At 38.1% G+C, this 13,897-nt stretch carries 14 protein-coding genes; 3 read left to right on the top strand and 11 right to left on the bottom strand.

The window, feature by feature from the left end; translation table 11 throughout:
* Positions 1–2: 2 nt before the first annotated feature.
* The 9 genes from ACJJVZ_RS09915 to ACJJVZ_RS09875 all read right to left on the bottom strand — a co-directional run bounded on the left by ACJJVZ_RS09915 (position 3) and on the right by ACJJVZ_RS09875 (position 8,815).
* Positions 3–1,904, bottom strand: a complete 1,902-nt coding sequence (locus tag ACJJVZ_RS09915) for an MFS transporter (protein WP_405600091.1) — start codon at positions 1,902–1,904, stop codon at positions 3–5.
* 295 nt (positions 1,905–2,199) lie between these two features.
* Entirely contained in the window at positions 2,200–2,808 is a 609-nt protein-coding gene (recR, locus tag ACJJVZ_RS09910; RefSeq protein ID WP_182702143.1) for a recombination mediator RecR, read from the bottom strand.
* A 7-nt stretch (positions 2,809–2,815) separates the two neighbouring features.
* Complete coding sequence (locus tag ACJJVZ_RS09905) at positions 2,816–3,142, bottom strand: YbaB/EbfC family nucleoid-associated protein (protein WP_077539006.1); 327 nt, start codon at positions 3,140–3,142, stop codon at positions 2,816–2,818.
* Between the two features lie 60 nt (positions 3,143–3,202).
* Positions 3,203–5,797: a DNA polymerase III subunit gamma/tau gene (gene dnaX / locus ACJJVZ_RS09900; protein ID WP_405600088.1), complete on the bottom strand. Its 2,595-nt coding sequence runs from the start codon at positions 5,795–5,797 to the stop codon at positions 3,203–3,205.
* A gap of 3 nt (positions 5,798–5,800) precedes the next feature.
* Positions 5,801–6,346: an adenine phosphoribosyltransferase gene (gene apt / locus ACJJVZ_RS09895; protein WP_077537678.1), complete on the bottom strand. Its 546-nt coding sequence runs from the start codon at positions 6,344–6,346 to the stop codon at positions 5,801–5,803.
* A gap of 172 nt (positions 6,347–6,518) precedes the next feature.
* On the bottom strand, positions 6,519–6,641 hold the full coding sequence (locus tag ACJJVZ_RS09890) for a hypothetical protein (RefSeq protein ID WP_002962301.1): 123 nt from the start codon (positions 6,639–6,641) through the stop codon (positions 6,519–6,521).
* Positions 6,642–6,713: 72 nt separating this feature from the next.
* Complete coding sequence (locus ACJJVZ_RS09885; RefSeq protein WP_182702141.1) at positions 6,714–7,466, bottom strand: DUF2063 domain-containing protein; 753 nt, start codon at positions 7,464–7,466, stop codon at positions 6,714–6,716.
* Between the two features lie 37 nt (positions 7,467–7,503).
* The gene (locus ACJJVZ_RS09880) at positions 7,504–8,331 is read right to left on the bottom strand and encodes a DUF692 domain-containing protein (protein ID WP_182702171.1); all 828 of its coding nucleotides are present in this window, start codon (positions 8,329–8,331) and stop codon (positions 7,504–7,506) included.
* A gap of 97 nt (positions 8,332–8,428) precedes the next feature.
* Positions 8,429–8,815, bottom strand: coding sequence for a hypothetical protein (locus ACJJVZ_RS09875; protein WP_405600084.1), 387 nt, complete (start codon positions 8,813–8,815; stop codon positions 8,429–8,431).
* A gap of 226 nt (positions 8,816–9,041) precedes the next feature.
* Here ACJJVZ_RS09875 and ACJJVZ_RS09870 point away from each other — a divergent pair, with 226 nt between their 5' ends.
* The 3 genes from ACJJVZ_RS09870 (at position 9,042) to ACJJVZ_RS09860 (ending at position 11,356) form a co-directional block, all read left to right on the top strand.
* Positions 9,042–10,022, top strand: coding sequence for a tRNA-dihydrouridine synthase (locus ACJJVZ_RS09870; protein ID WP_138584808.1), 981 nt, complete (start codon positions 9,042–9,044; stop codon positions 10,020–10,022).
* A 59-nt stretch (positions 10,023–10,081) separates the two neighbouring features.
* Positions 10,082–10,411, top strand: coding sequence for a TraR/DksA C4-type zinc finger protein (locus tag ACJJVZ_RS09865; RefSeq protein WP_077537674.1), 330 nt, complete (start codon positions 10,082–10,084; stop codon positions 10,409–10,411).
* Between the two features lie 141 nt (positions 10,412–10,552).
* On the top strand, positions 10,553–11,356 hold the full coding sequence (locus ACJJVZ_RS09860) for a thioesterase II family protein (RefSeq protein ID WP_405600082.1): 804 nt from the start codon (positions 10,553–10,555) through the stop codon (positions 11,354–11,356).
* 551 nt (positions 11,357–11,907) lie between these two features.
* Here the strand turns inward: ACJJVZ_RS09860 and ACJJVZ_RS09855 are convergent.
* Both ACJJVZ_RS09855 and ACJJVZ_RS09850 read right to left on the bottom strand, forming a co-directional pair.
* The gene (locus ACJJVZ_RS09855; protein WP_077537672.1) at positions 11,908–12,573 is read right to left on the bottom strand and encodes a hypothetical protein; all 666 of its coding nucleotides are present in this window, start codon (positions 12,571–12,573) and stop codon (positions 11,908–11,910) included.
* 594 nt (positions 12,574–13,167) lie between these two features.
* Positions 13,168–13,897, bottom strand: a 730-nt coding sequence (locus ACJJVZ_RS09850) for a phosphopantetheine-binding protein (protein WP_405621632.1), incomplete at its 5' end; no start/stop codon positions are given.

Below are 13,897 nucleotides of genomic sequence, written 5' to 3'. Positions count from 1 at the left end.
AATTAATCAATACCTTTAGAGTGAAGCGCTTTCAAAGCTAAAACATGCTCACGTAAATCGTCTGCTACTACTTTGTCAGCTGCAATCGGGCCACCCACTGCAACCGACACCAAAGACCATTTTAATCGCGGTAATTGCCTCTTAGCTTTACGGCTAAACATACTCCCCCACAAGCCCCCTAAATGCACAGGGACAACGGGCACAGGAGAGCGTGCAATAATACGCTCTATTCCACGACGGAAAATATCGATTGAGCCGTCACTAGTCAGCTTCCCTTCGGGGAAAATACCAACAAGCTCGCCTTTTTCAAGCGCAAAAGCCACTTCATCAAACGCTTTTTTAAACGCCTCTGGATTGGTTTTTTCACTATCAATGGGAATAGCTTTAGCCATTTTAAATAACCAATGTAGCGCTGGCGAATAATAAATAGGCGCAAATACCATAAACCGAATAGGCCTTGGTGACGCTGCCAAAATAAACATCCAATCAACAAAACTAACGTGGTTGCACACAATAACAGCGGCACCTTCATTGGGAATATTACTCTCACCTTTTGTGCGCACTCGGTACATACAAATGGCCAAAATATAAATAACAAAGCGTAAAAAGAATTCAGGTACTTTGGTATAAATATAAACAGAAATAAGTAAATTTAGCCCCGCAAGTAACAGCAATAGCTCTGAAATACTCCACTGAAAAACAGACAACGTGACAATACTTAAAGCAGCACTACCGACCATAAACAAGGCATTTAATACATTGTTAGCCGCTATAACTCGTGATCGACTCGCTTCTTCAGTCCGTTGTTGAATAAGCGCATATAGCGGTACAGTGTAAAAACCGGCGCCAATGCCTATGCCTGCCATCCATATGAAATGCCACACCATATCGCCTGTTTTTAATACCTGTGCGAGCGTTAATAATTCAGTATGTTGAGGAGTATAGGTACTGATAGCATGCTCTTGGCTCAGTAAATATAAAAACAAGGTAATTAAAATAGCGCCAAAGGGCACAATGCCTAGCTCAATACGAGAGCGAGATAACTTTTCACACAGTAATGAACCAATAGCAATACTCAATGAAAACACAACCAGTGCACTGGTTACCACCAATTCATCGCCGCCCATTACATGTGTTACATAATTTGGTAGGGACGTTAAAACGATGGCGCCAATTAACCAAAACCAACTGATCCCAAGCACTGACTTACCAACCGACTCTGTTTGCGAATTAAGGGCTGTAAATACGTTTTTTGTGGATGAAAATATATTATAGGTAAATTTTAAGTTTGGCTCGTTCGCCTCACTAACGGGTATAAAACGACTGCTTACATAACCCATAACAGCCAGCACTAATACCGCAATACTTATAGCCGTAGGACCTAGCGATTGAGTAATGTAGTAGGTGCCAAAAATTGTACCGATCAGTATTGCTACAAACGTGCCCGACTCAACCAAGGCATTCGCTTTTGTTAATTCGCTAGGTGCAACGTGCTGAGGTAAAATAGAGTATTTTAATGGCCCAAAAAACGTACTTTGCACACCCATTAAAAATACTGTGGCTAACATAAGCCACACGTATTGCGTTAAAATTGAGACAGCACCTACAATCATAATAGGAATTTCAAACAACTTTACGATTCTAATGAGCTTAGACTTTTCTGTTTTTTCTGCGAGCTGTCCTGCCATCCCTGAAAATAAAAAGAAAGGTAGAATAAATAGCCCCGCAGCAATATTTGAATACAATGCCCCATCTGCAAGCGTTGCGGCCTGAAATATCAATAAAATAAGCACCGATTGCTTATACACATTATCGTTTATCGCTGAGAAAAACTGCGTAATAAAAAGCGGTAAAAAACGCTTACCACTCAGTAATCCGCTTTGATAGGATTGATTATTCTTCATTGTATTCCTTACTAATTAGAGACATAGCCCAAAAATATATTATACCAATTCGTTTAATTAAGTGACCTGTTTTGAGGGCGGAAAAACGTGTTGATAGCTAGGCAAAAAATTCGCTATTTAGTTGTTCTAAATGAGAATTTTTTAACGCAGGTAACGACACGTTTAGCCCCGCAAAATGATTAAGTATTATTGCGGATTGGTATTAGACTGCTTCTAAGCTTACCTTAAAAACAAAAAAGCCTACATAATTTAATCATGTAGGCTTTTATAATATGTTTCAAATAGTAACTTTGAGTTAGTCTTGAGTAACAGCACGCCTGCCGCTAAAAGCATGCATAAGCGTTCTGCCGTCCACTAAATCAAGCTCACCTCCCACAGGAATGCCATGAGCAATGCGCGAAGCACCTACTTTATACTTATGACAAAGCTGCGCAATGTAATGCGCTGTAGTTTCACCTTCAACGGTAGGATTAGTCGCTAAAATCACCTCATTAATACCGCCCTGAGCAAGTTTTTGCTCTAAAACGTCTAAGCCAATTTCTTTAGGACCTATGCCATCTATAGGCGATAAATGACCCATGAGTACAAAGTACAAACCTAAATATTGGCCAGTTTGCTCGATGGCAAGCACATCCGTAGGCGATTCAACAACGCATAATATCCCGCTATCTTGACGCTTTGTGCTTAAACAAATATCGCATTGAGCTTGTTCGCAAAAAGTACGACAAGACTGACAATGCCCTACGGCTGTCATTGCTTTAGTCAATGCATTACCAAGCTGAGTGCCCCCTTTTCGGTCGCGCTCTAGCAAGTGAAAAGCAATACGTTGCGCTGACTTTGGGCCAATGCCTGGTTGGCAGCGCAATGCCTCAATAAGCTGATTTAAACTATCTGAAAGTTGCATTATTTACTTAAAACGGCATTTTCATACCTGGTGGTAATTGCATACCGCCAGTTACTTTACCCATGCGCTCTTGTGTTTCTTCTGCAACACGGCGGACAGCATCGTTACACGCAGCAGCAAGTAAGTCTTCAATCATGTCTTTGTCGTCTTCCATTAAGCTCTCGTCAAGCTGAACACGACGAACATTGTGATTACCAAGCATAGTCACTTTAACTAGACCAGCACCTGCTTCACCAACAACTTCTAGTGTGGCAATTTCTTCTTGGGCTTTTTGCATGCGATCTTGCATTTGCTGCGCCTGCTTCATCATGTTGCCCATTCCACCTTTAAACATAGCTTTCTCTCTTTCTTTTAATACATTAATTAACATGAACATAAGGGCAATTGTAAGTAATTACAATGCCTGAATACTATTTTCATCAATTTCGGCGCTAAATACCTGCTGAAATTGTACTATGTTTTCGTCAGATGTGATCACATCGATTGCTTGTTGATGACGACCTGCATCAATTTTTTGCTGGATAAGATAAGGAGAGTCGATCACCCCTTTAGCAAAATTAATACTTAATGACACGTTATGCTCATAAATACTCGACAGTGCCGCATCTAGTCGTTGGCGAAGCATAGGTGTATCTAAATGCTTTTGTGATTCATCAACGTCTATATGTAAACTATTACCTTGCTTGGTAAAGATTGAATGCAATGCAAATTGGCGCATTCGACCGCCCAATCCCATACGTTTTATTAGATAGGCCCACTCATCTTGTTGATGCGCAAATCTAATTTCACTAATTGGGCTATGAAAATCGTCAGGTACTGGAATACTTACTTCTTCTGCTGCAACTTCAGGTGCCTTTTGAGGGTTTATTTGCTCAAGCAGCTCTGGCGCTAAATTTTCAGTAATTGTTTGATGCTTAGTTTTGAAATCTATCTTTTCAGGCTTTGCAACACTTTGATTATCAGCCGGTATGTGGCTCCCTGTTACTAGGAGCTGTGACTTTTTTTCATTCTCACCTGCTGTATCAGTAGCCCAAGGCGGCGGATTGTCTGACTGTGCAGATACTAAATCAGTCGTTATTGATACCGCGTTATTTAACTGCTCATTTGTCTGAGCCACTGTATTTTTATCTTTTGATGCTTCACCAACATTATGATTACTGCTAGTAACAGTGCTGTTAGTAACAGTGCTGTTAGATACGTTTGATGAACTTGCCTTTGCCGTATTTAAGTTTGTTCCAGAAAGCTTTCCTGAGCCTGATATATTACGATCACGCAATATGCGCGCAATAGCCGATTGCGCTTTTGCCTCACGTTCAACAATCGAAGCATTCTCAGCTTGTTGCTGCTGGTTTTGTAAGTCTGATTGCGGCTCAGGATTGTTTTGCTCAATATCTGTTGAGTGCTCTGGCAAATGACTATGTTGATTATCAGGGATCGTGTTTTGTGGATTAAACCCTTGATCAACCGCACTGCTCATTACATCATCAAACTGCGCCGCTAACGTTTGCTCTACATCACTGTGTTGCATGTACGCTTCATCTTCACTTTGACGTTGTGTTTGAACGTCAGTGATTACTTCAGCCGAATGGCCCGGCACTTGTTGATCTACGTGTTCACTATGTATTGAATCAGTTTGAAGTGGCGCTGACTTATTCGGATCTGAGACTCGTATCTGGTTATCAACTACATTACCAGTAGCCAGTTTGATGTTCGCTTGTGGCTGTTTTTCAGGTTCAACCGTTTTATGTTGTTCGGTATTACTGACTAGGGCTGTATTTTGATCTTGCAAAACAGGCTGTGTATTACTTTGCGCTGGTTTATTTTTATTTAATATATCGCGTAACGCATTCGCTTTACTTGGTTTGTTTTGTACTGGGTCAGCCGTTGGCGCTTGATTGTTTGCAGCAACTGGCTCAAATGCAAGCAACCTCAGCATAAGCATTTCAAAACCTAAACGAGGTTCTGGTGCCCATTGTAAATCTTTTTTACCATTTAAAAGTAATTGGTAAAAAATTTGTATTTGTTGTGGACTTGTGTGCTGCGCAACATGCGTTATGTAATCAGCATTCGTTTCATCAAGCTCTGCTGCCTGTGGCACTAATTGAGTGAGTTGAGTTAAATGTGTGAGCGCAATTAAATCATCAAGTAAGGCAATATAATTTGGATTTCTGCTCGCGACATGTGCAATTTCGCTCATTAAAGCTGTGCCATCTTGGGCAAGTAATGCAGCTAATAAGCTTTGGCTGTAATGTGTATCCATCAAACCAAGCATTGTTTGTACTGCTTGATTATTAATATCACCATTTGTTTGCGCAATCGCTTGATCGGTTAAGCTCAGTGCATCACGCATACTGCCGTCAGCGGCTTTTGCAATAATACTAAGTGCATCATTATCATAGCTGAGCTGTTCTTGAGTAAGTACGTGTTCAAGCTGTGCTTTAATTTCACTTTGCGATAACGCATTTAAGTTAAATTGCAAACAGCGAGATAAAATAGTGACAGGTAATTTTTGTGGATCGGTCGTCGCTAATAAAAATTTCACATGCTCTGGTGGCTCTTCAAGCGTTTTTAAAAGCGCATTAAAGCTGTGCTTTGAGAGCATGTGAACTTCATCGATCAGGTATACTTTATAACGTCCACGCGTTGGCGCATATTGAACGTTATCAAGTATTTCGCGGGTGTCTTCTACTTTGGTACGAGAAGCTGCATCTATTTCGAGTAAGTCAATGTAACGCCCTGCTTCTATATCTAAGCAGCTGCTACATTGGCCACATGGATTTGCAGATATACCTTCATCGCAATTTAAGCTTTTCGCAAAAATACGTGCAATGGTGGTTTTACCTACACCGCGGGTTCCAGTGAATAAATAAGCGTGATGCAGTCTATTTTGTGTAAGCGCATTTACAAGCGCTTGCTTAACATGAGACTGCCCAACCAATTCATGAAAGGTTTGAGGACGCCATTTTCTCGCTAGAACCTGATAACTCATCGATTACTCGCCTTCGAATTCAACCAATTTTAGGATTTTAATACCCATTTTTTTGATGCGTTGCTCGCCACCCAGTTCTGGTAGTGATACAACAAATGCAGCATCTGTCGCTTCGCCACCTAGTTTTTGAACTAATTTAGCTGTGGCTTCGATTGTGCCACCTGTTGCTAACAAGTCATCCACTAATAATACTTTATCGCCAGGTACAATCGCATCGACATGGAGCTCTAACGTATCTTCACCGTATTCTAGCAAGTAATCTTGACGAATAACTTCACGTGGTAATTTACCTGGTTTACGTACAGGAATAAAAGGAATACCTAGCGCGTAAGATAACGGTGCACCAAAAATAAAGCCTCGTGATTCTGTGCCAATTATTTTCGTAAAACCTTGATCTTTATATTCAGCGATAAAAGCGTCAATAGTGGCTTTAAAAGCTTCTGGATTAGCCATTAAAGTGGTTACATCGCGAAACATAATGCCCGCTTTTGGATAATCAGCAATTGTAGTAATGCTGTTTTTGATAATTGCTGGTGTTACTTGAGTCATAATTTTAACTGCTCAATGGTTTATATTACAAAGCAGGTGATTATAACCTTAACTAACCTTTAATTGCGAGTTTGGCGTTATTATAAAAGAGATTTTAAGAGTTTAGAGGGAAAGATTAATAAAAGTGGTTCAAGGCTGCAGTAAATAACAGCCTTAATTAACGCTATGTATTTTAAGTTAAGCTAGTGATCCAACCTAAAATTGCATTTAAACAACCAATCCCTGCAAATACAGCTAAAAATGCTAGAAAATAAGTAGCATTGAACGGATCTTTAAAGTCTTTATCATCTGACATTGGTACAACCTTTTATTAAGCACGGCAAATAAGGCCGCCATAATAAACGATGTAAAATTATCAATAAAGACCTTAATCTTGATTTTTTGTCACAATGACACCGCGTTCAACCATTGCATTGAGGGTAACTAATGCACCTTGAGCAATTTGTTCTGCATTAAATTGTGGTGCGTGAGCTAATACCTGTTGGCAAACGTCGTTAAATGTCGCGCCATCACTTGCCTCTATAATTGACAGTAACAAAGCCGTCATCGCATTTGTTGCTAAAAATTGTACATCATCATCTTCATCTCTATATACAACAAAATAATTAGGCTGCGCTGATGGCGCTTCTGGTTTAAAGTGATTGCTGATATTTTGAACTGGAAATTGATAACTTAAATTCCTTGCCAGCCCCGATAAATATAAAGCAGAGGAGGTTATTGCTGTTTTTTGTAATTTTAGCGCTTGCTCATCTTCGTGTGCGATAGATACATCAAGCTCTACCCATTCATAATGTGCAAGTTCTAGCATAAACACGGGGTCGTGTTTTTTCATTTTATAATCACTTGATAAGTAATTTATAAACTCCCCTGCTATATCTAAAAAGTACGGCGAGTGACAATCATACTCACTAAAAAACTGGCGTACGAGGGCCTGCCATTGTGTATCGGTATATAAGGTTTTTAATACTGGAAAACCTGATGAAACAAAGCCTTCAATATTATTAAAAAACAGGTCGCGATAAATAGCCATGCGTCTATCTTCAATATCACTGGGCTTGTTATTTTTTTTAGGTTCGCGAATATGCGCCATAAATTCGTTTTGTACTTCAATAAAGCTCATAGTCAGGCACTCTTTTCAATATTTATAAAGGCTTATATTAAGCTCGTTGTTTTGAAACAGTTAAATTAAGGTATTTAGCTTGCAGCTTATGAATTATATCTAACTCTTTAACCAACACATTCATAGTAGGAATATTAAAATCACGTTCAAGCAAGGTTGGAAACACGCCATGTACTTCGTACGCTTTATCAAGTAATTCCCAAACAGGATCAACCACATCTGCGCCATGTGTATCAACGATTAAGTCATCGGCCTCATTGTAATGCCCTGCAACGTGTCCGTAAGCAATACGTTCAGAAGGTAAGCCCGTTAAAAACGCTTGTGCGTTATAGCCATGATTAATCGAATTCACATAAATATTGTTTACGTCGAGTAAAAGCTTACAGTCAGCTTGTTCTAGAATGGTATTCGTAAATTCAAGCTCTGATAATTGCTGCCCAGGAGCGCCATAGTAAGAAACATTTTCTATCGCAATTTGTTGCTCAAGTATATCTTGTACTTGTTTTATACGAGGGACAACATGTGCTATTGCATCTTGTGTAAACGGAATAGGCATTAAATCATACATATGACCCGTTCCAGAGCAGTAACTTAAATGCTCACTAAAAATTTTTATATTGTGCTCTTTAAAAAAAACTTTTAAAGATTTAACAAATTCAACATCCAGTGGCTCGGGTGAGCCAATAGACAGTGACAATCCATGACATACGAAATTATTTGCATCAGTTAATGTTTTAAATTGTTTTTTAAAGCGCCCGCCTAGTTTTAGCCAATTCTCTGGCGCAACTTCTAAAAAATTGACTTGCTTAGGTACGTGTTCAAGCAGTTCATCAAGCATTTCTCGTCGAAGGCCAAGCCCCACCATTCCAAGTGCTGTATTTTTAGTTTGTGTCATAACTACCTCTAACTTAACAAAAAAGGGCCTTAAGGCCCTTTTAGGATAACTTATTTAGAATAAGATATTAACGGCCACCACACTTACCTTCGCCGCATTTGCCTTCTTTTTTACCTTTTGCGTCGCCGCCACATTTACCTTCGCCGCACTTGCCTTCTTTTTTACCTTTTGCGTCGCCACCACATTTACCTTCGCCGCACTTACCTTCTTTTTTAGCTTTTTTAGCGTCGCCACCGCATTTACCTTCGCCGCATTTGCCTTCTTTTTTACCTTTTGCGTCGCCGCCACATTTACCTTCACCGCACTTACCTTCAGCAGCATCTAGTTGGTAGCCTGTCACCAGTTGTTGAAACTCAAATGGGTTAGCTTGTACATCAGCAGATACAAAACTTGCAGAGCCAACAACTACTGCACCTAAAGTTAACGCGATTGTATTTTTTTTAACTGTATTCATTTTATGACTCTCTTTAATCAAGGATTGTAAATCTCAGCAATAAAAATGTATTTTTAAATTGCTTGTATGCTTAAGTAGACCCGCACAAGAATAAAAACTTTCATTTCTTTTCAAAAATTTTTACTTTTGCAATCACCACATTAAATATGGTTGGTAATTACAGATTTATCAATGTGTGATTTACAGGTAAACTATGCGTCCGGTTTTTCTCAAAATTAATCACCTTATGAAACTTGTTTTAGCGCCTATGGAAGGTGTTGTTGATTTTAAAATGCGTCAATTACTCACTGACATTGGCGGATTCGATTTGTGTGTTACCGAGTTTGTAAGAGTGGTTGAAACCTGCTTACCTGACAAAGTTTTTCACCGCTATTGTCCTGAACTACATAATAATGGTTTTACCCGAGCTGGAACACCTGTTCGTATTCAATTACTTGGCCAAGAAGCAAACCCTCTAGCCGAAAATGCGGTGAAGGCAATTACTTTAGGGTCTCATGGCGTCGATCTTAACTTTGGTTGCCCTGCAAAAACAGTTAATCGTAGTCGAGGCGGTGCTGTGCTACTCAAAGATCCCGACCATATGTACACCATTATTAAAGCGGTCCGAGATGCAGTAGATGATGAGCATGAAGTCAGTGCAAAAATTCGCTTAGGATTTGATGACGACAGCAACAGCCAAGAAATTGTTGATGCAGTCGTGAGTGCCGGAGCAAACAGCATTGCGATACATGCTCGTACTAAACGCGATGGTTACAATCCGCCTGCTTATTGGGAAAAAATTCCACCAATAATCAATGATAAAAATATTGCCGTTGTTGCCAATGGTGAAATTTGGCAGGTTGAAGACGCAATGCTTTGCCAAAAGCGAAGTGGTTGTAGCGATCTGATGCTTGGCCGCGGCGCCCTTTCGCACCCAGATTTGGCAAGAAAAATTAAAGCACATGTAAATAACGAACAATACGATGGCCTTCAGTGGGAACATATTATTTATCATTTGATCCACTCTGCTATTCATCAAGACCCTGCAAAAGATGAAAAATATTTCGCATCTCGTACCAAACAATGGCTTGGTTACCTAAAACGCCAATACCCACAAGCCATCGATCTATTTGATGAAATCAGGCGTTTAAAAAGTAAAGAGGATGTGGCAAGCGTATTAAATAAATACGCCAAAGCACCGCAACTTGATTCAAATCAAAACGCTTAGGTAAACCTATTCGATAATATCAGTATTACGTAAAGCTAATTTAAAAGGTTGTACTGATAATGCATCATCAAAAAATGCTAAACAATGAAATAGCGCAAGTAAAATCCAACATACTAGCTATGCTTGCTAAATCAACCTATCCCGTACATAAAAATTTAATGCTTGTTTTAAATAAAACAGCTAGTAATGAATGGCTTGACTGTGCAGCAGAAAAACTAGGGCCTGAGTACGCGCTTTTAATTAGTCGCATGACTAAACTTGAAGCGGCAGTAAGTCAAATAGAGATTGGTCAATATGGGTACTGTTGCGACTGCGAAGAAAAAATTAACAGCGAAAGTTTGTTAATCGACCCTGCGATTCAACGCTGCCATAGTTGTGCTAAGAAGTAAGGACTTTTTATATGATTATACTACCCACTCGCTTGTCAATTTAGAGCAAGAAGCCGATCCGAATCAATATCAACTTAAGTGTTTACAAATATCTGGCTTTTAGTTACTTTAAATAAAAAGGACTTTAACTTAAGGCTACTTATGTCTAATAATATTTTTATTATTCCTATTCGCATTGCATCTCCGAAACTTCGTATTTTTTGTTTCCCTTTTGCCGGAGGCTCTTCAACGACTTATATGCCTTGGCTTAAGCATTTTAGCGACGAAATAGAATTAGTTTTTGTTCAACCTCCAGGTCGAGGTTCTAGAATGGGAGAAACCCCTCATGATAATATGAGCGATCTCATTGATGAATTAATGCTGCAAAGTTCATATATAACTAGTACCCGTTATATTTTATTTGGTCATAGTCTGGGGAGTAGAGTTGCTTATGAACTGACATGTCAATTAAAGTCTGCCAGATTACCTTTACCAGAACATTTTATTGCATCAGGCAGTAGAGCTCCTCATTTACCTTGTGATAAAAATCAGATTTATGATCTTCCTCAAGATGAATTTATTAAAGAACTAGAAAAGCTTAATGGTACACCAACTGAAATATTGAAAAATCTAGAGCTTATGAATTTGTTAACACCTTTACTGAGGGCTGATTTCAAAATTGCTGATAACTATCGAGCAAATAGAAATCTTATGCCATTCCCGATATCAATATTACATGGAAAAAACGATTTTGGTATAGAGCTTAAACAAGCTGCCGCTTGGGATGAACTATCTGAGCAGAAGTCAGAACTAATTCAGTTATCCGGAGATCACTTCTTTATCAATCAAAACCTTCCTGATATTCTTGAATATGTTTCACTTGTAGCTAATACAATCATAGATTCGGAAAATATATCTATTTCAAATAGCAAGACAGACGATAAATATACTTCCACTGCAATATAAATTAAAACCATATTCAGACTTTAACAACTATTTTATAGTGTAGTGACAACTGGTAATGTCGGTGCGTGAATTAGCGAGTCGTCTAACCGATAAGTTGGGTGGTGATAAAGGGTATTTAGTAAACCCTTAGAAGCTGGTTTACTCGATAAAGGGGTAAAGCTCATTACGACGGTTCGCAAAATATGAAGGCAAAAGCGATGTCATTATGAGGTTGAGCAATGCTTTTAAAGCGCTTTACAATCGAGACACACCGGAATATGAACTGTTTTATGTTGAATATAGCGGCTGGATTGATGGCTTATTGTTTGAAAGAAAATAAGCCACATCTTAATTTAACTAACATAGATATCAACGTATTAGTTACCGCCTAGGTTAAATTAGTGTCAGGTGATAATGACATTGCCCAACCAACTACCTCACGCGCAAATAAATCAATATAGAACCTGTAAATATTTATTTTATTACAACAGTCCTGTCATGATGGTAACTGAACTGTTGTTATCGGTCAGTAACTAAAAAATTAGCTACTGTAATTTAATTATTTTAGAGAGTTATTCTTCAGCCATAACCAATTTTCCGTTAGCATCAACAACCAGTAAATAAGATGCACCGAAATCCCCCGAACACAAATCAATTGCTTTGTCTGCGACTTTAAGCCCTTCTGCACAATCGCTTATTTTTAGGTATTCGGTTACTTTTCCTTTTTCAGTGGTCAATACATTACTATTAGCTACTGAAACGTTATAATTACCATTAGCAAACAAACGAACATTAAATACATCCGCGTTATTACTCTTCTTTTTACTAATAACAGAAAGTGTACTGTCATTCGAATCTTTCCACGCAATAACCCATAGATTATCCCCGTTACTCAAGGTAGTGGTTATCCGCTCTTCATTATTACCATTTATGCTGTCTCTAACACCTAAATTAATCATATTATTAATTACTTTGTAGCTATAGCCGTAAGTAATTCCAACTTCATTAAATGGTACGTCACGAGATACTGCATTATCATTATCAAATAGACCACTATAACCTGTGCTTATACTCCTCTTATCAAGATAGAAATCAGCCATATAATTCAGTGAATTAATAAATGTTATTTTTGCATTATGTGTTAATTTGTCATCAAGCTCATCAGAAGTTTCACCACATCCACTTAATGCGGCTGCTAGGGCTATCACTATACCAATTTTTTTATTACTTTTACTCATCACAATCTCCTTACTAATTCCATTGTTCATAATAAACTCCATTGATTTCCATTTTAATCTTAACTATTTGAATACGAATATAAAAATATAATAATAACCTTTAAAAACTTCCGTCTTAACTGAATATATACAAAAATATTAGCATAGCTTTGTTAGACAAAAAAGTTTGTAATTGTTAAAAATTGTACCCACTTATTTCAATCCAGTTAATTCAATATCAAGTAGTAGTAAAAATAAATTTTCTTAAATAAGACCACTATAAAATTAACTTCAACACTGAATGATATCCTTGTACTAAAGAAACCTTGTTATATTAGATTGAATTTTTTTAAACAAATAAGTTACATAAAAGTGAGTCAAATTTCAGTGAATAACTCACGATCAAGCCTATACAAAATGAAATTTGTCTTTAATAACAATATTTCGGCAGCACATGCTTGATCTTTATGTCTTTATATACCTACCTATAGGAATTAACCATATAACAGGCACTATTTTATTTGAAAATAAAACATACAGCTGAAAGTTTATCTTCAAAAACCTCTAGTTAACTTCTTAACCGGATTAGTTATATAAAGGCTACTTTTAGCCACTTTAAATTTCTATGACTTCTTCACTATCTTCCACGTCAGTAGTATCAAACGCCTCTAATAACTTTGTTTTTAAAAGCAATAGTTCTGCAAGTTCAGATAAATATTGACAGTCAAACATTTCACTAATATTCAATTGAACATGCCATTTATCTTTTATCTCACTTAGCAACCTCATAAGCATTAATGAATGACCACCTAAATCAAAAAAATTGTCCGACATGCTTATTTTTTCAAAAGGCAAACCAACCAATCGCGCGACAATTTCGACAAGAGCACATTCAATCTCACTATTTGGAGCAAGGTAGTCGTTTTTTACATTATTCAAACTAGGTATTGGTAATGCCTTTTTATCCACCTTACCATTGACTGTTAAAGGCCATTGGCAGACAAAAACAAATGTTACGGGAACCATATAGCTAGGAAGTTTAGCCGATAAAGCAGAACTTAAACTCAATGCTTTCGTATGCTCATCTTTTTCATCAACACTTTCTTTTAACTCAACATAAGCGATCAACTTCTTACCAAGCTCTTCCTGTGACGTCACTATAACTAAAGAGCGTGCAACGCCATCTAAAATCTCTAGCTGTCGCTGTACTTCTCCAGGTTCAACTCTAAATCCACGGATTTTTATTTGATCGTCAACACGCCCAACATACTCTATTAACCCATCCTTGCCATAACGCACCAAATCGCCTGTCTTATACACCTTTCCTTTGCAACCTAAATCGTCA

Origin of the sequence: Pseudoalteromonas sp. Ld19 (genome assembly GCF_045064135.1) — a bacterium.
In the GTDB taxonomy this organism is placed as follows: domain Bacteria; phylum Pseudomonadota; class Gammaproteobacteria; order Enterobacterales; family Alteromonadaceae; genus Pseudoalteromonas; species Pseudoalteromonas aliena.
The sequence above is the reverse complement of the archived record's forward strand: the minus strand, read 5'-3'. Positions and strand labels throughout refer to the sequence as shown.

Excerpts from the sequence above, each read along its gene's own strand:
- ACJJVZ_RS09915 (WP_405600091.1), bottom strand. The coding sequence starts at position 1,904 with ATGAAGAATAATCAATCCTATCAAAGCGGATTACTGAGTGGTAAGCGT.
- recR (WP_182702143.1), bottom strand. The coding sequence starts at position 2,808 with ATGCAACTTTCAGATAGTTTAAATCAGCTTATTGAGGCATTGCGCTGC.
- ACJJVZ_RS09905 (WP_077539006.1), bottom strand. The coding sequence starts at position 3,142 with ATGTTTAAAGGTGGAATGGGCAACATGATGAAGCAGGCGCAGCAAATG.
- dnaX (WP_405600088.1), bottom strand. The coding sequence starts at position 5,797 with ATGAGTTATCAGGTTCTAGCGAGAAAATGGCGTCCTCAAACCTTTCAT.
- apt (WP_077537678.1), bottom strand. The coding sequence starts at position 6,346 with ATGACTCAAGTAACACCAGCAATTATCAAAAACAGCATTACTACAATT.
- ACJJVZ_RS09890 (WP_002962301.1), bottom strand. The coding sequence starts at position 6,641 with ATGTCAGATGATAAAGACTTTAAAGATCCGTTCAATGCTACTTATTTT.
- ACJJVZ_RS09885 (WP_182702141.1), bottom strand. The coding sequence starts at position 7,466 with ATGAGCTTTATTGAAGTACAAAACGAATTTATGGCGCATATTCGCGAA.
- ACJJVZ_RS09880 (WP_182702171.1), bottom strand. The coding sequence starts at position 8,331 with ATGGTGGGGCTTGGCCTTCGACGAGAAATGCTTGATGAACTGCTTGAA.
- ACJJVZ_RS09875 (WP_405600084.1), bottom strand. The coding sequence starts at position 8,815 with ATGAATACAGTTAAAAAAAATACAATCGCGTTAACTTTAGGTGCAGTA.
- ACJJVZ_RS09870 (WP_138584808.1), top strand. The coding sequence starts at position 9,042 with ATGAAACTTGTTTTAGCGCCTATGGAAGGTGTTGTTGATTTTAAAATG.
- ACJJVZ_RS09865 (WP_077537674.1), top strand. The coding sequence starts at position 10,082 with ATGCATCATCAAAAAATGCTAAACAATGAAATAGCGCAAGTAAAATCC.
- ACJJVZ_RS09860 (WP_405600082.1), top strand. The coding sequence starts at position 10,553 with ATGTCTAATAATATTTTTATTATTCCTATTCGCATTGCATCTCCGAAA.
- ACJJVZ_RS09855 (WP_077537672.1), bottom strand. The coding sequence starts at position 12,573 with ATGAGTAAAAGTAATAAAAAAATTGGTATAGTGATAGCCCTAGCAGCC.